Annotated in this window: 14 protein-coding genes; 8 read left to right on the top strand and 6 right to left on the bottom strand. The window is 41.1% G+C overall.

The features are described 5' to 3' along the window. Positions 1 to 360 precede the first annotated feature (360 nt). Positions 361 to 1803, bottom strand: a complete 1443-nt coding sequence (tig, locus tag H6G76_RS20790) for a trigger factor (protein WP_190704883.1) — start codon at positions 1801 to 1803, stop codon at positions 361 to 363. Between the two features lie 788 nt (positions 1804 to 2591). Here tig and H6G76_RS20785 point away from each other — a divergent pair. The 3 genes from H6G76_RS20785 (at position 2592) to H6G76_RS20775 (ending at position 6681) form a co-directional block, all read left to right on the top strand. Then, positions 2592 to 3635 carry an aspartate-semialdehyde dehydrogenase gene (locus H6G76_RS20785; protein WP_190704880.1) on the top strand — a complete coding sequence of 348 codons (1044 nt, stop codon included), beginning with the start codon at positions 2592 to 2594 and terminating at the stop codon, positions 3633 to 3635. A 141-nt stretch (positions 3636 to 3776) separates the two neighbouring features. Further along, on the top strand, positions 3777 to 4661 hold the full coding sequence (gene dapA, locus H6G76_RS20780) for a 4-hydroxy-tetrahydrodipicolinate synthase (protein ID WP_190704866.1): 885 nt from the start codon (positions 3777 to 3779) through the stop codon (positions 4659 to 4661). Positions 4662 to 4911: 250 nt separating this feature from the next. Next, positions 4912 to 6681 (top strand): ribonuclease J, encoded by a 1770-nt coding sequence (locus tag H6G76_RS20775; protein ID WP_190704863.1) that lies wholly within the window; start codon positions 4912 to 4914, stop codon positions 6679 to 6681. A gap of 129 nt (positions 6682 to 6810) precedes the next feature. Here the strand turns inward: H6G76_RS20775 and H6G76_RS20770 are convergent, their stop codons facing one another. Further along, entirely contained in the window at positions 6811 to 8007 is a 1197-nt protein-coding gene (locus tag H6G76_RS20770; protein WP_190704860.1) for an anion transporter, read from the bottom strand. Between the two features lie 412 nt (positions 8008 to 8419). Here H6G76_RS20770 and H6G76_RS20765 point away from each other — a divergent pair, with 412 nt between their 5' ends. Continuing rightward, positions 8420 to 8797, top strand: a complete 378-nt coding sequence (locus H6G76_RS20765; RefSeq protein ID WP_190704858.1) for a Mo-dependent nitrogenase C-terminal domain-containing protein — start codon at positions 8420 to 8422, stop codon at positions 8795 to 8797. Between the two features lie 165 nt (positions 8798 to 8962). Here H6G76_RS20765 and H6G76_RS20760 read toward each other — a convergent pair whose 3' ends face one another. After that, on the bottom strand, positions 8963 to 10891 hold the full coding sequence (locus tag H6G76_RS20760; RefSeq protein WP_190704855.1) for a caspase family protein: 1929 nt from the start codon (positions 10889 to 10891) through the stop codon (positions 8963 to 8965). Between the two features lie 198 nt (positions 10892 to 11089). Between H6G76_RS20760 and H6G76_RS20755 the strand changes: the two genes are divergently transcribed. Next, positions 11090 to 11617 carry a hypothetical protein gene (locus H6G76_RS20755; RefSeq protein ID WP_190704852.1) on the top strand — a complete coding sequence of 176 codons (528 nt, stop codon included), beginning with the start codon at positions 11090 to 11092 and terminating at the stop codon, positions 11615 to 11617. A 265-nt stretch (positions 11618 to 11882) separates the two neighbouring features. On the opposite strand, the gene H6G76_RS20750 is transcribed toward H6G76_RS20755, so the two are convergent. Beyond that, entirely contained in the window at positions 11883 to 13304 is a 1422-nt protein-coding gene (locus tag H6G76_RS20750) for an NB-ARC domain-containing protein (protein WP_190704850.1), read from the bottom strand. Between the two features lie 1164 nt (positions 13305 to 14468). Here H6G76_RS20750 and H6G76_RS20745 point away from each other — a divergent pair. The 3 genes from H6G76_RS20745 (at position 14469) to H6G76_RS20735 (ending at position 16722) form a co-directional block, all read left to right on the top strand. Further along, positions 14469 to 14975 carry a calcium-binding protein gene (locus H6G76_RS20745; RefSeq protein ID WP_190704960.1) on the top strand — a complete coding sequence of 169 codons (507 nt, stop codon included), beginning with the start codon at positions 14469 to 14471 and terminating at the stop codon, positions 14973 to 14975. 299 nt (positions 14976 to 15274) lie between these two features. Next, positions 15275 to 15448 (top strand): 50S ribosomal protein L32, encoded by a 174-nt coding sequence (rpmF, locus tag H6G76_RS20740; protein ID WP_190704847.1) that lies wholly within the window; start codon positions 15275 to 15277, stop codon positions 15446 to 15448. 668 nt (positions 15449 to 16116) lie between these two features. After that, positions 16117 to 16722: a sulfite oxidase-like oxidoreductase gene (locus tag H6G76_RS20735; protein WP_190704844.1), complete on the top strand. Its 606-nt coding sequence runs from the start codon at positions 16117 to 16119 to the stop codon at positions 16720 to 16722. Between the two features lie 42 nt (positions 16723 to 16764). Here H6G76_RS20735 and H6G76_RS20730 read toward each other — a convergent pair whose 3' ends face one another. Then, positions 16765 to 18147 carry an aldehyde dehydrogenase gene (locus H6G76_RS20730; protein WP_190704841.1) on the bottom strand — a complete coding sequence of 461 codons (1383 nt, stop codon included), beginning with the start codon at positions 18145 to 18147 and terminating at the stop codon, positions 16765 to 16767. 134 nt (positions 18148 to 18281) lie between these two features. After that, complete coding sequence (locus H6G76_RS20725; protein WP_190704838.1) at positions 18282 to 19397, bottom strand: hybrid sensor histidine kinase/response regulator; 1116 nt, start codon at positions 19395 to 19397, stop codon at positions 18282 to 18284. Positions 19398 to 19450 lie beyond the last annotated feature (53 nt).

Raw genomic sequence — 19450 nt, 5'->3', positions numbered from 1 at the left:
CGCTGCTTTTTTAACGGATGAGATTTTTATTTAAGCTATGTGTTAACCATTATGCCTCATCCAGATTCTTCTCGTGTAACACAGTATCAAGCTCAGGCTGTTATATATATAGGGTTTTAATTAATATTTCAGGAATATTAAGCCTCCATTAAATATTAAGGACTGAGTGATCATGTGTTCCTACTCAAACAATACAGCTATTACACTACTAGCCTAATCTACGATCAGCCAGATTGCGATCGCCCAAAAGTAGAGATAGCCGAAGGGTAGAGGAAACGGGGCAGGGTGCGGGGGGCAGGGGGGAAAATTGTTCTTTTCGTCTTCCTTTTTGTTTCCCTACACCCTTGCACTCTTCTACCCTTAAGCTTCTGTTTCTGCTTCTGCCGTAACTTCGCTGACTGTTTCCTCAGCCTCAGATGCAGTTGCCTCTACTTCGAGGTCTGCGTCTTCAGTTTCTTCTGCTTTGGCACTTAAAGTCCCTTCTGGCACTAGTTCTACGGATGATTTTTCTAAAATCCAATCGATGATTTTTTCGGTTAGCATTTCGTTTTCAACCATCGAACGCAGTCTATCTTCGTCAATATCTTCTTCTGCATACTGCTGCAAAAGTTCTGTAATTCTGGCTTGCAGTTCTTCAGGTGTGACTGTGATAGATTCGCGTTTGCCGATTTCTCGCAAGGCTAGAGAACGTTTTAGGCGTTCAATTGCCTCAGGGCGCGATCGCTCCCGCAACTGTGGAATAATATCTTGAGTAAACAGCTTTTTCACATCCAGCCCTTGTTGCGAAAGGCGCATGGCTGTTTGTGTCAGCATCGCGTCTACTTCTTGGTCAATTAAAGTTCCTGGCAAGTCAATTTCTACGTGCTTGACTAGTTCTGCCAGCAAAGCTTCTTGTTTGTTGATTTTAGTTTTGTCTTCAGCTTCTTTTTGATACCTTTCCTCTAGAGATTTTCGCAGTTCCTCTAAGGTTTCAAAGTCGCTGACATCTTGGGCGAAGTCATCATCCAATTCTGGTAGTTCTTTTTCCTTGAGTTCCTTGAGGGTGACGGTAAAAATTGCTGGCTTGCCTGCCAACTCTTGATTTACGTAAGGATCTGGGAACTGTGCCGAAATTTCTTTGGTTTCGCCAGGATTCATCCCTATTATGCCTGTAACAAAACCAGGGATAAATTTATCTTCCTGTAACTCAACTTGGAAATCAGAAGCTTCACCACCAGGAATTGGTGTTGGTTCTGCGTCAGGGTCATCCCCTTCTGCTTTAGCTATTACCCCTTTAAAATCTACAACAGCCACATCTCCGATTTGGGCTGCCCGTCCTTCTACAGGAATCAAGGTTGCCATTTCTTGGCGTTCTTTTTCGAGAACGCTATCTACCTGTGCTGGGTCATATTTAACTTCCTCAGCTTGAGCTTGCAAACCAGTGTACTGTGTGAGATTGATTTCTGGCTCGACATCAACGGCAGCAGAGAAGGTCAGAGGTTTTCCTGGTTCATAATTATTGATCAAGTCATCAAACGAAGAACGCAATTGTGGTTGACCAATTGCCTGGATATCTTCTTGCTTGACTGCTTGCTGTATCCCATCTTGAATTAATTCTTCTAGGGCTGTTGCCTTGATGCGAGTTATACCTAGGCGTTGTAGCAATATTTGCCGAGGCACTTTACCTTTACGAAACCCAGGAATATTTACAGTACTGGATAAGTTTTTAATAACTTGTTCGTAGGTTTGCTTAGTGATTTCTGGTGTAATCTCTATTTCTAGCCCTATTTGGCTAGCGGGAAGTTTCTCCTGGGTAACTTTCATGCTTCGTCTCTATTTGGTATTTGTAACTCCAAGTACACAAGCTGCGATTTCACGCTGTTGTGCGTTGATATTGCTAGTTTGGGATGGGAGGCACCCACAAGGCAGGTTCCTTCAGTAGATATCCAGTTTACTGCCATTGGCAAAGGACTTGTCGCTTTAGCGCAATAACTTTACCCACGCACCCTTTAAACTGAGCATAGACATACGACCTCACATTTGTAAAAATTACGGGTGATATGACATCCAGCTAATCTTATGCTGTTGAGAATTTCTTCTTGATCACCTACTACTGGAGATAGACTTTTATATCTGAAGGCGGACACCGTGATATCCTAGTCAACCAGCAGCACTTCATCCTAAGTTGTGTAAGGTCAGCTTTACTATCTGCTTACCGCCTAGCTCGGTGGTTTATTGTACTGGTTTTAATCCATTTCGGATCATAGTACATTGATCACCTATGTCAGTCCAAATCACAATCAAGGCACAATCTTCATTGAGTAGAAAATGCCGAATGCGAGTATGGCTGAGAGCCAATTGCTGCTAGTTATTTCTCCAACAGCAATTTGTTGTACAATAATATATACTTTTTTAAAATTGGTGGTAGATTTGCTTGATATTTATAATTATTGTAAATTTTTCTAATAATTATGAAGTTATGTAAATAAAAAATCAATCTACCGCTATCAACAAGCTTGAATAAAATCATAAAAATATATTCAAAATCTGCTACTGCTATTTAAATAAAATTCTCAAACATTACTGCTCACCTCGTAAAGGAGGAAATTCATTTGTCTAAAACATATCGTGTAGCTATTTTGGGGGCAACTGGTGCTGTCGGCACAGAGTTGCTGGAATTACTAGAAAGTCGAAATTTTCCAATTTCGGAATTAATATTACTAGCATCAGAGCGCAGTGCAGGCAGAACGCTAACTTTTAAAGGTGAGAATATACCTGTACAAGCAGTTAGCGATCGCGCCTTTGAAAATGTCGATTTAGTATTAGCTAGTGCAGGTGGTTCCACATCTAAAAAATGGGCGCCAATTGCAGTCGAAAAAGGTGCAGTAGTTATTGATAACTCCAGTGCCTTCCGAATGAACCCAGAAGTTCCCTTGGTTGTGCCAGAGGTAAATCCCCAAGCCGCAGCTAATCACCAAGGGATTATTGCCAATCCCAACTGCACCACAATTTTGATGACAGTGGCAATTTGGCCATTACATCAAGTTAAACCAATCCAACGGATTGTTGCAGCTACATATCAATCAGCTAGTGGTGCTGGTGCGAAAGCAATGGAAGAGGTAAAAACCCAAGCTAGTGCTATTTTGCAAGGACAAGAACCAATTGCAGAAGTATTACCATACCCATTGGCATTTAACTTATTTCCACACAACACCCCAATCAACGATTTAGGGTACTGTGAGGAAGAAATGAAAATGGTTAATGAAACCAGAAAAATTTTCGACACACAGCAAATTAGAATTACGGCCACGTGTGTGCGGGTTCCCGTACTACGCGCCCATTCAGAGTCGATTAATCTAGAGTTTGAAACTCCATTTAATCCAGATACAGCTAGAGAAATTTTAAGTCGCTCTCCTGGGGTAAAATTGGTAGAAGATTGGCGGGCAAATCATTTCCCAATGCCCATAGAAGCAACAGGTAAAGATGAAGTTTTAGTGGGTCGAATTCGTCAGGATATATCTCATCCGTGCGGTTTAGAATTATGGCTATGTGGCGATCAAATCCGTAAAGGTGCGGCTTTGAATGCAGTACAAATTGCCGAATTATTAGTAGAAAAAAATCTACTTAAGTCTGCCGCAGCATATGTTGCTCAGTAGTTATGAGTCATTAGCGAGAAATCAATGATAAATGACAAACAAGAGCATCTCTCTTGAAAGTAATTGGCGAATAAGCTATTACATTATAGAAAACCACCAAAGCAAAAAAAAACCAAGCAGGTAATTAGGAGTAAAAAAAGGGTGGGAGATTTTGGCAGAGTTTTAACCGCTATGATCACGCCGTTCAAAGCAGACGGTAGTGTTAACTATGGTGTAGCGGCAGAACTAGCAGCACATCTAGCTAACAACGGCACGGATACATTGGTGGTATGCGGTACAACAGGAGAATCCCCCACCCTAACTTGGGAGGAGGAATACCAGCTATTTTTGGAAGTATTGCAGGCCGTGTCCGGCAAAGCCAAGGTGATAGCGGGATGTGGTTCCAATTCCACCAAAGAAGCGATCGCGGCTACCCAAAAAGCGGCTAAAATAGGAGTACATGGTACATTACAAGTTGTACCCTATTACAATAAACCGCCACAAGCTGGTCTATATCAACACTTTCAGGCAATTGCCCAAGCTTGCCCTGATACACCACTGTTGTTATATAACGTTCCCAGTCGTACCGGTCAAAATCTCAGTGCAGAAACAGTTGCCAAACTAGCTGAAATTGATAATATTGTTGGAATCAAAGAAGCCAGTGGTAATTTAGATCAGGCAAGTGAAATCCGCCGCTTGACATCACAAGAATTTCAGATTTACGCTGGAGATGACTCCCTCACCTTGTCCTTGTTAGCACTAGGGGCAACAGGAGTAGTCAGCGTGGCTTCTCATCTGGTAGGCAACCAACTACAGCAGATGATTCAAGCTTTTAGTGCGGGAAAAATTGCAGAAGCTAGAGACATTCATCTTCAACTCTTCCCGTTGTTTAAAGCTTTATTTATAACAACAAATCCCATTCCCATTAAAAAAGCACTCAAACTTCAAGGTTGGGAGGTTGGTTCAACACGTCTGCCGCTATGTGAAGCTGACTCAGAGGTTAGCCAAAAATTAGAGGTGGTACTTCAGAAACTAAATTTAATTTAGGTATGCATGATTGGCAATTTGCTGCAAACGTTTATGAAATATGAATAATTGGCAGATTTTGAGGATGGAATTTCTCAAGGTTTGCTACTAATGCTGAAAATATTGACAATAATTCGATTTTATTGAACAAACAGTTAAAAATAAGCGTGAAATTTAACTGCTTTCCGATAGAAAGCCAGTGTTGTCTTTAATACAAGCTTCCTAACCTTCAATTTATTAACACTAAACAACAATCTAACCTAAGGAGCAAATGGCTAAAAACGAAGCTAACTCCGCCCTAAAAATTATTCCTTTGGGCGGTTTACATGAAATTGGCAAAAATACCTGTGTTTTTGAATATGATGACGAAATTATCTTATTAGATGCAGGATTAGCTTTTCCTACAGAAGCAATGCATGGGGTGAATATTGTCCTCCCTGATACGACATATCTACGAGAAAATCGTCACAAAATTAAAGGCATGATCGTCACCCACGGTCATGAAGACCATATCGGTGGTATTGCTTTTCACCTCAAGCAATTTGAAATTCCGGTAATTCACGGGCCAAGACTAGCAATGGCCATGCTGGAAGGGAAATTAGAAGAAGCAGGAGTCCGCGATCGCACAGAGTTGCGTTCAGTGATGCCGCGTGATGTAGTTAGAATTGGCAAACATTTCTTTGTCGAGTACATCCGCAATACCCATTCAATCGCTGATAGTTTTACCGTCGCTATTCATACTCCCCTGGGTGTCGTGATTCACACAGGGGATTTTAAATTCGACCATACCCCAGTCGATGGGGAAAAATTTGACTTGCAACGCTTGGCAGAACATGGTGAAAAAGGCGTGCTTTGCCTGTTGAGTGACTCCACGAACTCAGAAGTTCCCGGCTTCACTCCTTCCGAACGTTCTGTATATCCAAATTTGGATCGGGTATTTAGTCAAGCCACTGGACGATTGTTTGTCACCACCTTTGCCTCCTCTGTGCATCGCATCAACATGATTTTGCAACTGGCGCGGAAACACAACCGCGTGGTGACAGTTGTCGGACGTTCGATGCTGAATTTGATTGCCCATGCCCGCAACTTGGGTTATGTCAAATGTGAAGATAACCTACTGCAACCACTGCACATGGTTCGCAGTCTTCCAGATGACAACGTGTTGATTCTCACCACAGGTTCTCAAGGTGAGACAATGGCAGCGATGACTCGCATTGCTAATAAAGAACACCCGCACATCAAAATCCGTGAAGGCGACACTGTTGTATTCTCCGCTAACCCAATTCCAGGAAATACGATCGCAGTAGTCAACACCATCGATAAGTTGATGCTGCAAGGGGCGAAAGTGGTCTATGGACGCGATAAAGGAATTCACGTTTCCGGCCACGGCTGCCAAGAAGACCAAAAACTGATGATTGCTTTAACTCGTCCCAAGTTCTTCGTGCCAGTTCACGGTGAACATCGGATGTTAGTCAAACATTCCGAAACCGCCCAAAGTATGGGTATCCCCGCCGAAAATATGGTGATTATCCAGAATGGCGATGTTATAGAACTAACAGAAAATTCTATCGGTGTCGGTGGTAAAGTGCAGTCTGGTATCGAACTGGTGGATACCTCTAGTTCGGGTATGGTCAGTGCCAAAGTTCTGCAAGAACGGCAACGCATGGCGGAAGAAGGAATTGTCACTATTGCCGCAGCGATTGATTGGGCTGGTAAACTCCTAGCCAAGCCAGAAATTCACCTACGGGGTGTGGTTACTAGTGTAGAGCGATCGCTGATCCAAAAATGGGTACAGCAGCGCATCGAAGAAGTTCTCAACGTGCGTTGGTCAGAATTTGCATCTTTGGAAGGAGAACAACCTGAAATAGACTGGGGTGGATTGCAAGGAACCTTAGAGCGGGAACTAGCCCGTTCAATTCGACGGGAATTGCAATGTCAACCAACTGTCACTTTGTTAATGCAAATTCCTGATGAACCACCTGTGAAAGTTGCCGATGGTAGAAGGCGACGCACTCGCACAGCTGCTCAAGTCGCATCATAAAAACTGTAAAGTAGGTCAGGCGCAAAGATGTGAAGAAATACTTTGCGCCTTTGCGCCTACCCTGCGGGTTCGCCGTTAGGCGTTCTCGAAGAGTAGCTGCTACTGCGTCTATGCGTGAGACTTAAAATTCTAGTGAATAAACAAATAAACTAACACTAAAGTACACAAAGTTAACGGTAACCCAAAGCGCAGATGTTCCAAAAAAGTGAGCTTATACCCTAAATCATTAGCCGCTTCTGCAACTATAAGATTAGCAACTGAACCAAATAAAGTTAAATTACCTGCCAAAGTTGAACCTGCTGCTAACAATAGCCACGCTTGAGTATCATCTTTAGGAATCAAAGGATGCAATAGCAGCACGGCAGGAACGTTAGAAATTAAATTAGACAAAATAACCGTCACACCCAGTAAACTCGCAGCCGAGTTGATTGCTTGGGTAAACGGCTGTAATAAGTTCAATTTTTGCGTAGCTTTTGTCAGGATGAATAACCCTGAAAACATCACTAGCAAATTCCAATCGACGTGTTTGAGAATGCGTTGGGGTTTGATGCGGCGTGTGATTAGCAATAAACTAGCTGCAACTAAAGCAGATTCTCCTAAAGGTAAACCTAGCGCAAAGGCTACGAGTAACCCGCTAGTGATAACTAATGTTTTATTGAATAAGGGTTTAAATATTCTTTGATTGCTGGTAAGCGAGTTTGTGCAAGGCCGGATGGAACGCACATCGGGATAAAGAAGCCATAGCCATACTATCTGAATTACTAAGCCTATCAAGGCGACAGGTGCTAATACACACAAAAAATCTAGGTAAGGAATCCCGGAAAATGAACCAATGAGGATATTTTGCGGATTACCGCTCAAGGTAGCAACAGAACCGATATTAGTTGCACCTGCGATCGCTAGTAAATAAGGTAGAGGATTTAAACCTAAACTTGCAGTCAGGCTGAGAGTTAGGGGCGTAAAAACTAACGCTAAAGTGTCATTAAGAAAAAATGCTGAAAGAATTCCACTGCCAAAGGTAAGCGCAATTAACAAGCCCAGTGGACTGCGCGTAATGCTTAATAATAGTGACAGCGATCGCCCGAAAAATCCAGCATAGGATAGGTTGGCATTCACTACCATCATGCTCAACAAAAACACGATGGTATTGGCATCAATTGCTTGCCATGCTTCCTGTAAGTTCAACACGCCTAAAGCAATTAAAAAACTAGAACCAACTAAGGCAATAGTGGCGCGGTTCATCCGTAAGCCAGGAATATAGCCCAAGGCTAAACCCAAATACGTCAGCCCTAACAAAGCATAAATTGCAAGTTGCTTGACAATCACTTTATTGATTTAGCCATTTATCCCAGGAATATCTAATTATCAGATGTTTTGCCATACCAGAATGCCTTTGTCTGCACATTTCGCTGTCTAGCTAACGCTTGAGCTTGTGGAAATTACAGGCAATTATGGTTATATTAAAGTTTGTAAAGATTTTGCAAAAATCCACCCAATGGTAGATGTCTTCATTAAAATTTAAACTGTGTCAAGTTATCAACAAGATCAGATTTTTACACTACCGTTTCCGAAAAAATTGGGATTTACTTAACGTAGAAAGAAATGAGTTCTGACACAAGTAGTTACTGTAATTTCTTATTGTACTCAGTCAGAACAAGATTTTTCCGGTAAATGTCGTTGTCACATTGTATATATTCATCAGAAAGGTGAATAACCTCAATAATACAGAGGCTGAACCATGAAGGTATTCGATAATACCACAAAAAAGATTTTTTTGGCAAGCTGGGTTTCATTAAATTCGGCAGAAGTTAGCAACACTCATGTATCCCAGCTGCATAATCCAAATTCCCAGTCTGGCTTTGATATTCTTCAACCTCTACGGCGGCAATTAGATAATATTCAAGTGAGCGATCGCCAATTAGCTCATCGTTTATGCAAAATGATTCCGGCTCAATGTCCTTTTGAGCGTGATGTTAAATTATTTGGGAAAACAATATTACACATTCCGCCAATGTGTAAACTCAACCCCTTATACGAAGAAGTAGTGAGTTTGCGTTTCCGCGCCCTGTGCTATTTAGCTGATGAATGCGGCGAGGATGTTTCTCAGTACTGTTAGCTGAAGGCAGGAGGCAGAAGGCAGGAGGTGATAATACTATTACTATTCCTGAGATTCCCGCTCTTACAACTGCTAATCTATTGGCTATACAAGAAATTAACAATAAATAGTCCATAGTCAAGAGTAATTAACTTTGACTATGGACTATTGACTTTTGACTAATAACTATTTTTTCTGCCATTTTTGGATTGCTTCTTGAGCATCTTCATAAACTGCTGTGACTTCTGGGACTAAGTGGGCGGTATCAATGGCAGCCTTAAGATTACCTTCAGCAGCGCGGTCTTTCGCCAAATCTAAGATTTTTTCGCTCCATCTATTGATTGATTTCTGTGCCAAATCAAATCCTGGTTGACCTTGGGGTACTCGCTTGGCGACTTCAATGGCACGATTATAAGTAGATGCTTGCCCTGGCTTGATTAAGGCATTAGCTGCATCTAGTAAAGTTTTGTTAGCGAGGTATTGCTTGGCTTCTTGTCGCCACTGGTTAATTGAGGCTTGCGCTTGAGGATATAATAATTCATCTTTACTGATTAATTGCGCCGCCGCAATGGCATTAGCATACTGTCTTTGCTTGGCACGACCCTCAGCTAAATTGAGGATCATATTGCTCCAAATTTTGATATTTTCTTGCGCTTGTTCGTAAAGTGGCTCACCTGCTGGTATTTTACGAGCTGTAGCGATCGCTAAACTGAGGTCACTAGCTTGAGTTTGTCTAAGAGACATTTTCGCTAAGTCTAATACCGCTTGATTCCGCTTTTGTGACTCTTCGGAATTAGCAACTAATTGAGCATTTGACTGATTTTTCGGGGGATTTAAGGCAGATCTTGCAGACTGCTCATTCGATGAAGCTGATAAAATTTTTCCCCCTGCAACCAGTTTCGTCTGATTGCGAAGAAACACTACTGTTATTACAGCGATCGCTAACATCGTACCTCCTCCCCAAAACACAAATTGCTGCCACCATGAGGTTTTTGTCTTTTTCCCAGGTAAACGAGATATGTATGGTTGAGGAATATCTGGGATGAACCTCTTAGTTGCTTCTGGGGAGGGAGGAATTAATTGTGATTGTTGGTTGAAATACTGTTCTTTAACTGCTAAGTCTGGAGATTTTGAGAATTTTTCTGTCTCTAGGGCAAAATTTGGATATTTTGAGCCAACAGCTGATTCTAATTCGCCCCAATTACCAATTATTGGTGGTTTAGCTGCATTTGTAGAAGACGTTGGGGCTAAGGGGGGAGCCGCTAAAGCTACAGCAAAGTTTTCTTCTGGAAAAATACTGGCTTCTTCGTTTAGCTGTAATTCTTGGGGTGGTGTTTCACTTGGTTCTAATGTACTTGGGATGACTACATTAGAATGCTTAACTTCTTGATGCGGTAAGATAGCTGGCGGGTTAGAAGGAATAATCGCAACGGGGTTTTGTGTAGGTCGCCAATAGTGTTGACATAATTCAGGAGTGAAAACACTTAAATAACTATCTAAATCTTTTAAACTACTGCCATGACCAGAACGCAAAGCCGCTAACAATGCTGCGGTGAAGAAGCCGTAACCTAGCTCACTACTTTCACGGGAAAATTGCTCTGGTTCGCAAGAAATAATCGTCGCCAGTTGTAATTCTTTGGCTAGTTCGATGGTTTCTTGCCCAATGATCGCATCTGCTTGGGTACTGGAAGCACGGTTAATATCTAGCAATACCAAAACATTGACTTGGGCTAATTGTAGGCTTTGTAGCAGCGATCGCACTTCGATGGCAGTTTCCTGAAGCAATTCAGGATTTCCCTCTACTGGCATTAAGTAATCTTGACCAGCGTGGTTAACACCATAACCGCTAAAGAAAAACCATACATGGTCGCCTGGCTGCCAACAAGCTGCCGCTAAATCTTCCAGCAAAAACAGAATATTTTCTTTTGTTGGATATGTGGATCTATCCCCAATTGGTGGCGAAGTGTCTGTCATTAAAAGACAGCGTTGGGGTGTAATACCTGCTTCTTCAACCAAAAAGTTTTTTAACGCCTCGGCATCGGCTTGCGCGCAACGTAAAGGTTGAAAGAATTGATATTGATTGATGCCGATTGCGATCGCCCAGTAATTTGCCATCCGCTCTTTGTAGGTTGTGGTTGACTTGCCTAAAATTGCGGTTGGCTTTGCTGAAAAAACAAAGCTAACCTATGTCTTATAGTCTTAGGGCTTATTATCGAACCCTCAAAACTATGTAACTTTTATTGCCATTAATTTCAGTAAAAATTCTCAGACAATTTCAATTACAGGCCATTATTAGTAAGGAGCTTTAAGGTGATGACCAGGAATGTTGCTTACCAACTATCATCGATCATTTCCTATTTATCTATTAGCCAAGTTGCCAAGAAAATCCGGATATTTCCATTAATATTTTTGCTGTTCTCTGCTGTACCTGTATGGGTTGTGGCAGAAATTGTGACACCACAAATGGTAAGAGCTTACACGGCTAGAGTTGACCTAATTATCGACAGATTACCAGATGAAAACTATGAAACTACACTACGCCGAGCCGAAGCCACCGCTAGAGCCGCCGCTCAACGCAGTTTCGACCAGGATATATTAGCTACAGATGTTTCTATCATTGTTTCCGTACAGAGTTACGGTGCGATCGCGCCCATTTTGTCTTTAGAAGTTAGCCGTCCACAATGGCGTTCTCGTCCCGATACTCAACGTTGGGCTACTTACTTTAAAACAGCGCGCTCATTACTATTCTTTGAAAAAACGCCAACAAATCCTGTTCCCATTGCTCCTATTAATACTGTTGCGCCACCAGCTGCTACACCTACACCCATACCAAATCCTTGACAATTTAAGGTCATAAACAATTTGTCAATAAGTAATAGTGCTTAAAATTTTGCCAGGGGTAGATTCAAGAAGCAGATGCAGCTAAACGCCGAATTGTGTAGATAAAGCTGAGATGGATTTAATTTTTCAAGCTGAAAATCTTACAGCGAAATTTTCAGCCTCCAAAAAGTACAATTTAGACACACGAAAGCTTATTGCTATTGTTATGTGTTTTGGTAATGAACTCAAATAAACATAGTTTTAGACAAAAGTTCCCCTGGCAGTTTTAGCTTGCTACCTGATGTTGATGTTCTCGATCCAAAAATGCACTCGGCTGAAATTTGGCGAGCTTCTCGTCAAGAATAAAAGATTTGATATATTCAATAATCATCGTTTGGAGAGAGAACAGACCTGATTTAGCATCAATCCACGATCGCGCTTGCAGTAGTTCCAAGATTTCCAAGAGTTCTTGGGATGAAACAGAGGATGGCATCTTTGCTCGTAGCTGTGAAAAAGAAATGGGTTGGCGATTGATTGCTAGGCATTGAATCGTTAATTTAGCCGTGTCCGACAAGCGTTCAAATTCTTGGTCTAAACTGTTAAGAACTGTACCAAAAACTGTAACTTTTTGTTTGAAAAATTCAGTGATGCTGCCATCAAATAACTGTTGAATCGTTGTGGCAATGCAGTTTAGCACATAGGGATTACCTCCATAAGATTCGATTAATCGATTCCAGTTCTCTGGTGTTCCTCTAAAGATTGCTTTTGTTTTGAAAAGTTCTTGTATGTCTGTAACCTGTAATCCTTGGAGACATAATACTCGCATAGGTCGTGTCTTTCCTTCAAGCGAGGCGATCTCATGGAATTGGACACGACTAGTCAAGATTAAACAACTTTGATGGGTAACTTCTCCCACTCTCCTAAACAACTCGCAGTACTCGCCGATGGTTGTGTGCTGAAGCCAGATACAGTCTCGACAGGCGATCTTTGGGGCGGCACATTCTTGGAGAACTCTGTCAGCACCGTCTAAAACCAGTAAACAACGATGACGTTGCAAATAATGAATCAACTGTGAAATTTTGTGATTGAATGGTTTTGGCAGATCGATTTCTTTTCCATTGGATAGGACGGCAATCAGGTCTGCTAGGAGGTCGTTAACTGGAGGGTTAGGGAGAAGCGATCGCCAAATCACGAATTCAAACCGATCCTGAAGTTGTTGAGCTAGTTTCACGGATAGCCAGGTTTTGCCGATCCCACTCATGCCCAATATTGTAATCAGACGACAGGGTATTAGCTCATTGGTAGGAGACTCAGGTAAAATCCAGTGTTTCAGGGTTGCCAGTTCGTCCGTGCGTCCGCAAAAAAGGGATACATCTGGTGCTTCTCCCCAATCAATTTGATTTTGAATTTTTGTGTTTTCCTGTAAGTTAATATCCTGATTGGAAAACTGATAGTCATGAGGTTCTAGTTGTAGGTTGAATGCTTGAAAACAGTATTTCAGAGTTTGCCGATCTACCCCCATTTCACAGGCAAATACCTTTGTCACTGTATCGGAGTCTAACCCCATGCGAAAGCTTAAGACTTCACGAGTATAATGTTTATCGAAATTGTCATAATGTTCTGATTTAGATTTTGCATCTTGGAGTTTCTGCAATCCCTGGGGCGTGAGGATTACGCCACGTCTACGGCTCCTGTGTTGTGATTTCATTAAGAAAATCAGAAGTTATAAATGTATTTTTATGGATCGGCATGATCGTCTGTAGCACATCTTTAAGATGTAGCAGCAAACAGAAAATAAACGGCACAATTCAGCAGTAAATAACTTAAGCTGCGAAAGCTACAAAGTTATCTACATTTCAATCAAACCTTGATTGTCAAACCTGAACTCATTTAAAAGATTTGTTAAATAATTATGCTAGGGAACACAGATGTAATGCACTATTGCGAATTTCAATCAGCTAAAAGTTAAAAGAAAAGATTGAATTAAGCCAATTTCTCCAGCTATATTTATGTTACTTGCTTTGTGGTTGTACAGACATTAAGTAATTTTACAGTTGGTTATTAAAACCGCGAGCGCGAATTGCTCAGTTTTATAGCAGTTGCAAGGGTCAGGCTGCTTGAACCCAGAGTAAACTATTGTCAAATTACCAGATGCGATCGCCTTTTTCTTCAGTTCTATAGAGCGATCGCTGATATCGAAACTTGAGGCGTTTCCACAGAACACAGAAAATATTTTAGCTGTTGTGAAGGCGATCGAAATTTGGGGAGAGGCAATTAAAAAATTCCTATATCTGCAACCCCTATCTACAAATTCCCTAGAAAGCGATCGCTATTCTTGTGTTTGCTACAACTTTAATTGTATTTTTCGGACAACTTAATATGAAGTTTTGTAATTATTGATGCTGAAATTAAGTTAGTTTTGCCGAACTTAAGGAAGAAGAGGGAGTGGAGAATTAAGTTTAGCAGAGGCTGAAATAATTCTTGTGTCTAGCTTGGGAAAATCGAGTTTAAGAAGTCTTTAAGTATGTTCTTAAGTTCGTCAACTTCGGTTGAGTTAAATGGGGAAAAAGGACAGACTCAATCTATAAACGTTTTTTGGGTATCAAAGAATAATTCAATCAACAGGATAGCAAGTTGTCTTGAAGTTATATCACTCAATTGAGATCGGGTTACGTCGGAAGATTTTAGTTTTCAGACCTCCTCTGAGTGCCATAGTTGGAAAAACTTTAACTTTTGGGCAGGATGAAGGACTTGATGCCCAAAGAATTGTGAGGACAGCCAACGCTTTGGGGCAGAGGAAATTGCCTTTTACGCATAAGCAATAACTGCTCTAATAACAAATCAAAAACATAAATTCTAAGGAGAAGCTCAAATGGCTATTATTTATGGCAGTTTATACAACGATATACTCAATGGCACCAACGGGAACGACTTTATCACTGGCTATTCCTATGGCTCTGGTTTCTTTGATTACGACGGCTACGATGCTTTGTATGGCTTTGGTGGCAACGATATATTGTATGGCGGCAATCAGAATGACATCATTTACGGCGGAGATGGTAACGATACATTGATCGGCTCTAGAAACACTGGTGCAGAAGAATACGACACTCTGGTTGGTGGTGCTGGTTTTGATACTTTCGTTATTGGCGGTTCCTGGGGTGTTGAATACCAAGGTCTTGGTTACACTACTATTGCTGACTGGAACCCCTCTTTTGATCTCATTCAAGCTGGGGGTTACTCTAATCTATACTCTTTCGGGTATGCAAACTTGAGTGGCGGTTTTGCTCTAGACACAGGAATTTACTATGGCAGTGACTTGATTGCTGTCGTTCAAGACACTACGAATGTCAGTTTATCCAACTTTATCTTTGCCTAGTCAGCACTTTATTTGCCCAGAAATGCATTCGCGCTTAAAAGTGTGCGATCAATTAGATTGGCAGCAACGGCTTAGGCGTGGTTAAATATCTCCGAAAGCCAGTCTCAAAGATGGATTTATCGCCTTTTACTGCACCCTCTTGACAAAAGTGCAATCATTCTAACCTCTACCAGATTCCCATACCACAATAATTTTCTCTGTCTGTATGCGTTCTGAATATTGCCCAGGGGAATACCATTACAGATGCCAATAGATGGCTTAGAATAAAAAGGTTGTCAAAAAATGCGATATCCGCTACTATGGCTGTTCCTAAGAAGAAAACATCCAAATCTAAACGAGATAAACGTCGTGCTACCTGGAGACGCAAAGCTGCTGTTGAAGCACAAAAAGCTCTCTCCCTTGGCAAGTCAATTCTGACTGGACGTTCTACATTTGTATATCCTGCTGTTGAAGAAGAGGAAGAAGAATCATAATTTCCGGTTAAGGAAAAGTATTAGCATCACCGAAGATTTGAGCGGTAAAAGTCACCGCTCAGGCTTTTCGGCATTTGAGCAAAAGCTTTTCTTATTTTGCTTGATATGACAGAGAACAGGTAAAAGGTGACAGGTGAGACCACTGCGGTGGCCGGGTTTCCCGGCATAAAGGAGGCAGTGCGTTGGGCGGCTTTGCCGACTTGTAGCAACTGCCGTCAAGTGGCGTTAGCGCAGCGTTAGCGACGCAGGAGCGTCACCCGAAGGGTGACAGGGTTAAAAGTCTTTTGCTGTCTCAGTTGTGTCATTACCAATGTCCTAACAATCTTGGCTATTGCTATATAAGTTAAAAATCCAATGTAGTTTGCCAAAACTCAGCAGCTAAATAAAAAATTGGTAATGAGTAACCAGGAAAAGCCATTACCCATTACCTCTTACCCATGACTGATGATCAAATAATTATAATTAACAGTAAAGTATCTAGTTCTCTTAAAGATTAGGTGTTCAGCAAAATTAATATTTAGATGAGAGTGTCAGGGTAAAATTTTTGCTCACACCCCTACCCCCATTGTCTATACTCTAAATTTTTCCTCTCACTGCATAAGTCCTAACAGCGTTAAGATACGGTTGAGATAGTTATCCCAAAATAGCCCAGTATCTCTGCTGAGAGTATGTTAGGAAAATTTTTTCAGAAACCAGATAAAGAACAGGGAGAACGTGTCCCTCCAGGACAACACTTAGCTAAAGGCTTTCCTGTGTTGACCTACGGTGCAACACCCCAAGTCAGTATAGAAGAATGGGAATTTCGAGTTTGGGGTTTGGTCAAACCTGCTGTCTTCAGTTGGTCAGATTTTATGGCACTGCCACAGCATGAATTTACAGCAGATTTCCACTGTGTGACGCGCTGGTCAAAACTAGATGTCAAATGGACGGGCATCAAGGTGACAGATTTCATGAATTTGCTAGAGGTAGAACCAGAAGCAGTTCATGTGATGGAACATTGCTATGGTGGCTACACTACTAATATTGCAATGGAAGACTTTGTACGAGAAGAAAATTTCTTTGCCTTTCAATTATTTGGTGAACCGTTACCCGCAGAACATGGTGGGCCGATGCGGTTAGTTGTACCACACCTCTACGCTTGGAAAAGTTCTAAGTGGATTAATGGTTTGGAGTTTCTTAATCAAGAAGAACTAGGTTTTTGGGAGCGTAATGGCTACCACCATCGAGGTGAACCTTGGGCGGAAGAACGTTACAGTGGTGCTTTTGGGTTTTAGTCTTTTTTTGTAGAGACGTTGCGATGCAACGTCTCTGCACAATCACTTAATTAATCGCTTCAAAAAGGCTAATTTACCTTGATACGGAGCGTAACGCCATTTTAAATCTAACCAGAAAGAGTTTTGCAGTACACTTTTATGGTGCGAGAAGATATCAAAACTAGCTTTGCCATGATAGTTACCAATACCGCTATCACCTACGCCACCAAAAGGTAAAGATGAAATAGCATAGTGCATCATTGTGTCGTTAATACAAACACCGCCACAAGATATTTCTTGTAAAACTCGCTGTTGCAAATCTTTATTTTGTGTGAATAGATATAGAGCTAAAGGTTTTGGTTTGGAATTAATTAAGGCGATCGCTTCTGCAATATCTGTATACTCAATGACAGGTAGAATCGGGCCAAAAATTTCTTCCTGCATTACTGGGTCTGTTAACGAGACTTGATCAATGATGGTGGGAGCAATGTAAAGTTCGTCTAATTTAGTTTCTCCACCAATAATAATTTCCCCATTTTTCAGCAGGTTGGACAAACGCTGACAATGTTTTTGACTGATAATTCTGGCAAAGTCAGGGCTATTTACGGGATTATCACCATAAAATTCTTTGATACATTTTTTTAAGCTATCTAGTAAATCTTGCTTGATCTTTTTATCAACTAAAAGATAGTCAGGTGCAATACAAGTTTGTCCAGCATTAATAAATTTTCCCCAAGTGATGCGTCTGGCTGTATGGTCAAGATTTATATTTTCATCGACAATACAAGGGCTTTTTCCGCCTAGTTCTAATGTTACTGGTGTTAGATGTTTTGCTGCTGCTTCCATGACAATTTTACCGATGGCTGTACCACCCGTAAAAAAGATATGGTCAAACTTTTGGGCAAGCAGCTTTTGACTAACTTCTACACCACCTTCGACTACAGCAATATACTCTGGCTCGAAATATTTACCCATCATCTCGGCTAATAAACGAGACGTATGGGGAGCCATTTCGGAAGGCTTGAGAATTGAACAATTACCTGCGGCGATCGCACCGATTAAAGGTGCAATAATTAAACTAAAAGGATAATTCCAAGCACCGATAATTAGGACGACTCCCAAGGGTTCAGGATAAATTTTAGCTGAGTAATTGAAAAAATCTAAAGGAACTTCTGCTTTTTTAGGCTTAGTCCATAAGTGAAGATGCTTTATTGCATAATCTATTTCTTTGATAATGCTAATTTCTGTGGCGTAAGTTTCAAATTCTGGTTTATTTAAGTCTGCTTGCAATGCCTGAACAATAGCTGTTTCATTATCAACTATTGCTTGTTTGAGAGTTTTAAGTTTTTCTAAGCGAAAAGCAATATCTTTAGTTTTTCCTAGTTGGAAAAATTTGCGTTGTTTCTGAATCAGTTCATTGATGTTAGATAATTCAGCAGTAATCATTGTTTCTTGAAATTAACTATTATTCTATTTAAATAGCCTTAAAAAATTAAAATTCTTTATAAATTGCAATAATAAATTATGAGTTAATCAATCAAACCGCTACATAACTCATAATTTAACTTTAAGTATTTTTTTTAGTTTTTGAATGGTAAAGTGACTATAAATTCACTACCTTTACCTAATGTAGAATCGACCGAAATCTGTCCTTGATGTGCCTCGACAATACGACGAGAAAGATATAAGCCTAAGCCACTGCCTGCACTTTTATGGCTGCCTTGGCGAAATCTTTGAAACAAAGTGCTTTGTTCTTCAGATGGAATACCAGAACCAGTATCAGCTACCACAATCTTAATAGAATCACCATTCGGGTGAGATGAGGAGATTTCAGGGGAGAGGCGAATCGCTACATAACCGGACTCTGTAAATTTGATCGCATTACCTACCAGATTAGTTAACAAACGATGCAGTTCTAAGCGATCGCCCATAATTTTACTGTTAGTTAAGTCCTCAGCATATTCCAACTTGATAGCCAACCCTTTCGCTTGGGCTAAGGGTGTTAGTTCGCCAACAACTTCTTCTACTAATTGCTTTAATTCTACTGGTTGAAATGCTAAAGTTTTACGCCCAGCCTCAAACCGATAAACTTCTAACAAGGTATTCACCATTGACAGCAAGTTAGTATTACTACGCGCCATAATTGTTAGTGCTTCTTGCATTTGTGGTGATAGGTTCCCCAAAGCACCTTGTTCAAATAGCATTAACATCCGATCAGCTGCGACTAAAGGAGTCCGTAAATCATGGGTGAGGCGCGAAACAAAATCTTCGCGCTGACGGGCAATTTCATCACGTTCATCCATGCTGTGCTTCAGCCGCAAAAGCGATCGCACTCTGGCGAGTAATTCATCTACCGTCACAGGTTTACGAATAAAATCATCCGCGCCTAAATCTAGTCCATGTGCAACGTTGGGTGCATCATGAGCCGTAATCAGCAAAATAGGAATATATTGCTGTAAGTTCATCTCACCACGGATGCGCTTGGTAACTTCATAACCATCCATTCCTGGCATCATCAGATCCAGCAAGACCAAATCGCAAGGAGATGCTTCTAATTGTTGTAATGCGACAATCCCGTTCTCTGCGGTCATAACTGCATAACCTTCTTCTTCCAGGATCGTTTTGATTAAAAAAACGTTATCTGGCGAATCATCAACAACTAGAATTTTGTCAGGATGAGGAGATAATGAACTCATGTCAAAGTAGAGTTTTGGTAGATTTAAGGTTTTTGAACGAAATTGCTATACTG

This window comes from Nostoc sp. FACHB-152, from assembly GCF_014697475.1.
In the GTDB taxonomy this organism is placed as follows: domain Bacteria; phylum Cyanobacteriota; class Cyanobacteriia; order Cyanobacteriales; family Nostocaceae; genus Nostoc_B.
The sequence above is the reverse complement of the archived record's forward strand: the minus strand, read 5'-3'. Positions and strand labels throughout refer to the sequence as shown.

What these genes read in the sequence shown, in the direction of transcription:
- tig (WP_190704883.1), bottom strand. Translation starts at nt 1,803, where the DNA reads ATGAAAGTTACCCAGGAGAAACTTCCCGCTAGCCAAATAGGGCTAGAA.
- H6G76_RS20775 (WP_190704863.1), top strand. Translation starts at nt 4,912, where the DNA reads ATGGCTAAAAACGAAGCTAACTCCGCCCTAAAAATTATTCCTTTGGGC.
- H6G76_RS20765 (WP_190704858.1), top strand. Translation starts at nt 8,420, where the DNA reads ATGAAGGTATTCGATAATACCACAAAAAAGATTTTTTTGGCAAGCTGG.
- H6G76_RS20760 (WP_190704855.1), bottom strand. Translation starts at nt 10,891, where the DNA reads ATGGCAAATTACTGGGCGATCGCAATCGGCATCAATCAATATCAATTC.
- H6G76_RS20755 (WP_190704852.1), top strand. Translation starts at nt 11,090, where the DNA reads ATGACCAGGAATGTTGCTTACCAACTATCATCGATCATTTCCTATTTA.
- H6G76_RS20750 (WP_190704850.1), bottom strand. Translation starts at nt 13,304, where the DNA reads ATGAAATCACAACACAGGAGCCGTAGACGTGGCGTAATCCTCACGCCC.
- H6G76_RS20745 (WP_190704960.1), top strand. Translation starts at nt 14,469, where the DNA reads ATGGCTATTATTTATGGCAGTTTATACAACGATATACTCAATGGCACC.
- rpmF (WP_190704847.1), top strand. Translation starts at nt 15,275, where the DNA reads ATGGCTGTTCCTAAGAAGAAAACATCCAAATCTAAACGAGATAAACGT.
- H6G76_RS20735 (WP_190704844.1), top strand. Translation starts at nt 16,117, where the DNA reads ATGTTAGGAAAATTTTTTCAGAAACCAGATAAAGAACAGGGAGAACGT.
- H6G76_RS20730 (WP_190704841.1), bottom strand. Translation starts at nt 18,147, where the DNA reads ATGATTACTGCTGAATTATCTAACATCAATGAACTGATTCAGAAACAA.
- H6G76_RS20725 (WP_190704838.1), bottom strand. Translation starts at nt 19,397, where the DNA reads ATGAGTTCATTATCTCCTCATCCTGACAAAATTCTAGTTGTTGATGAT.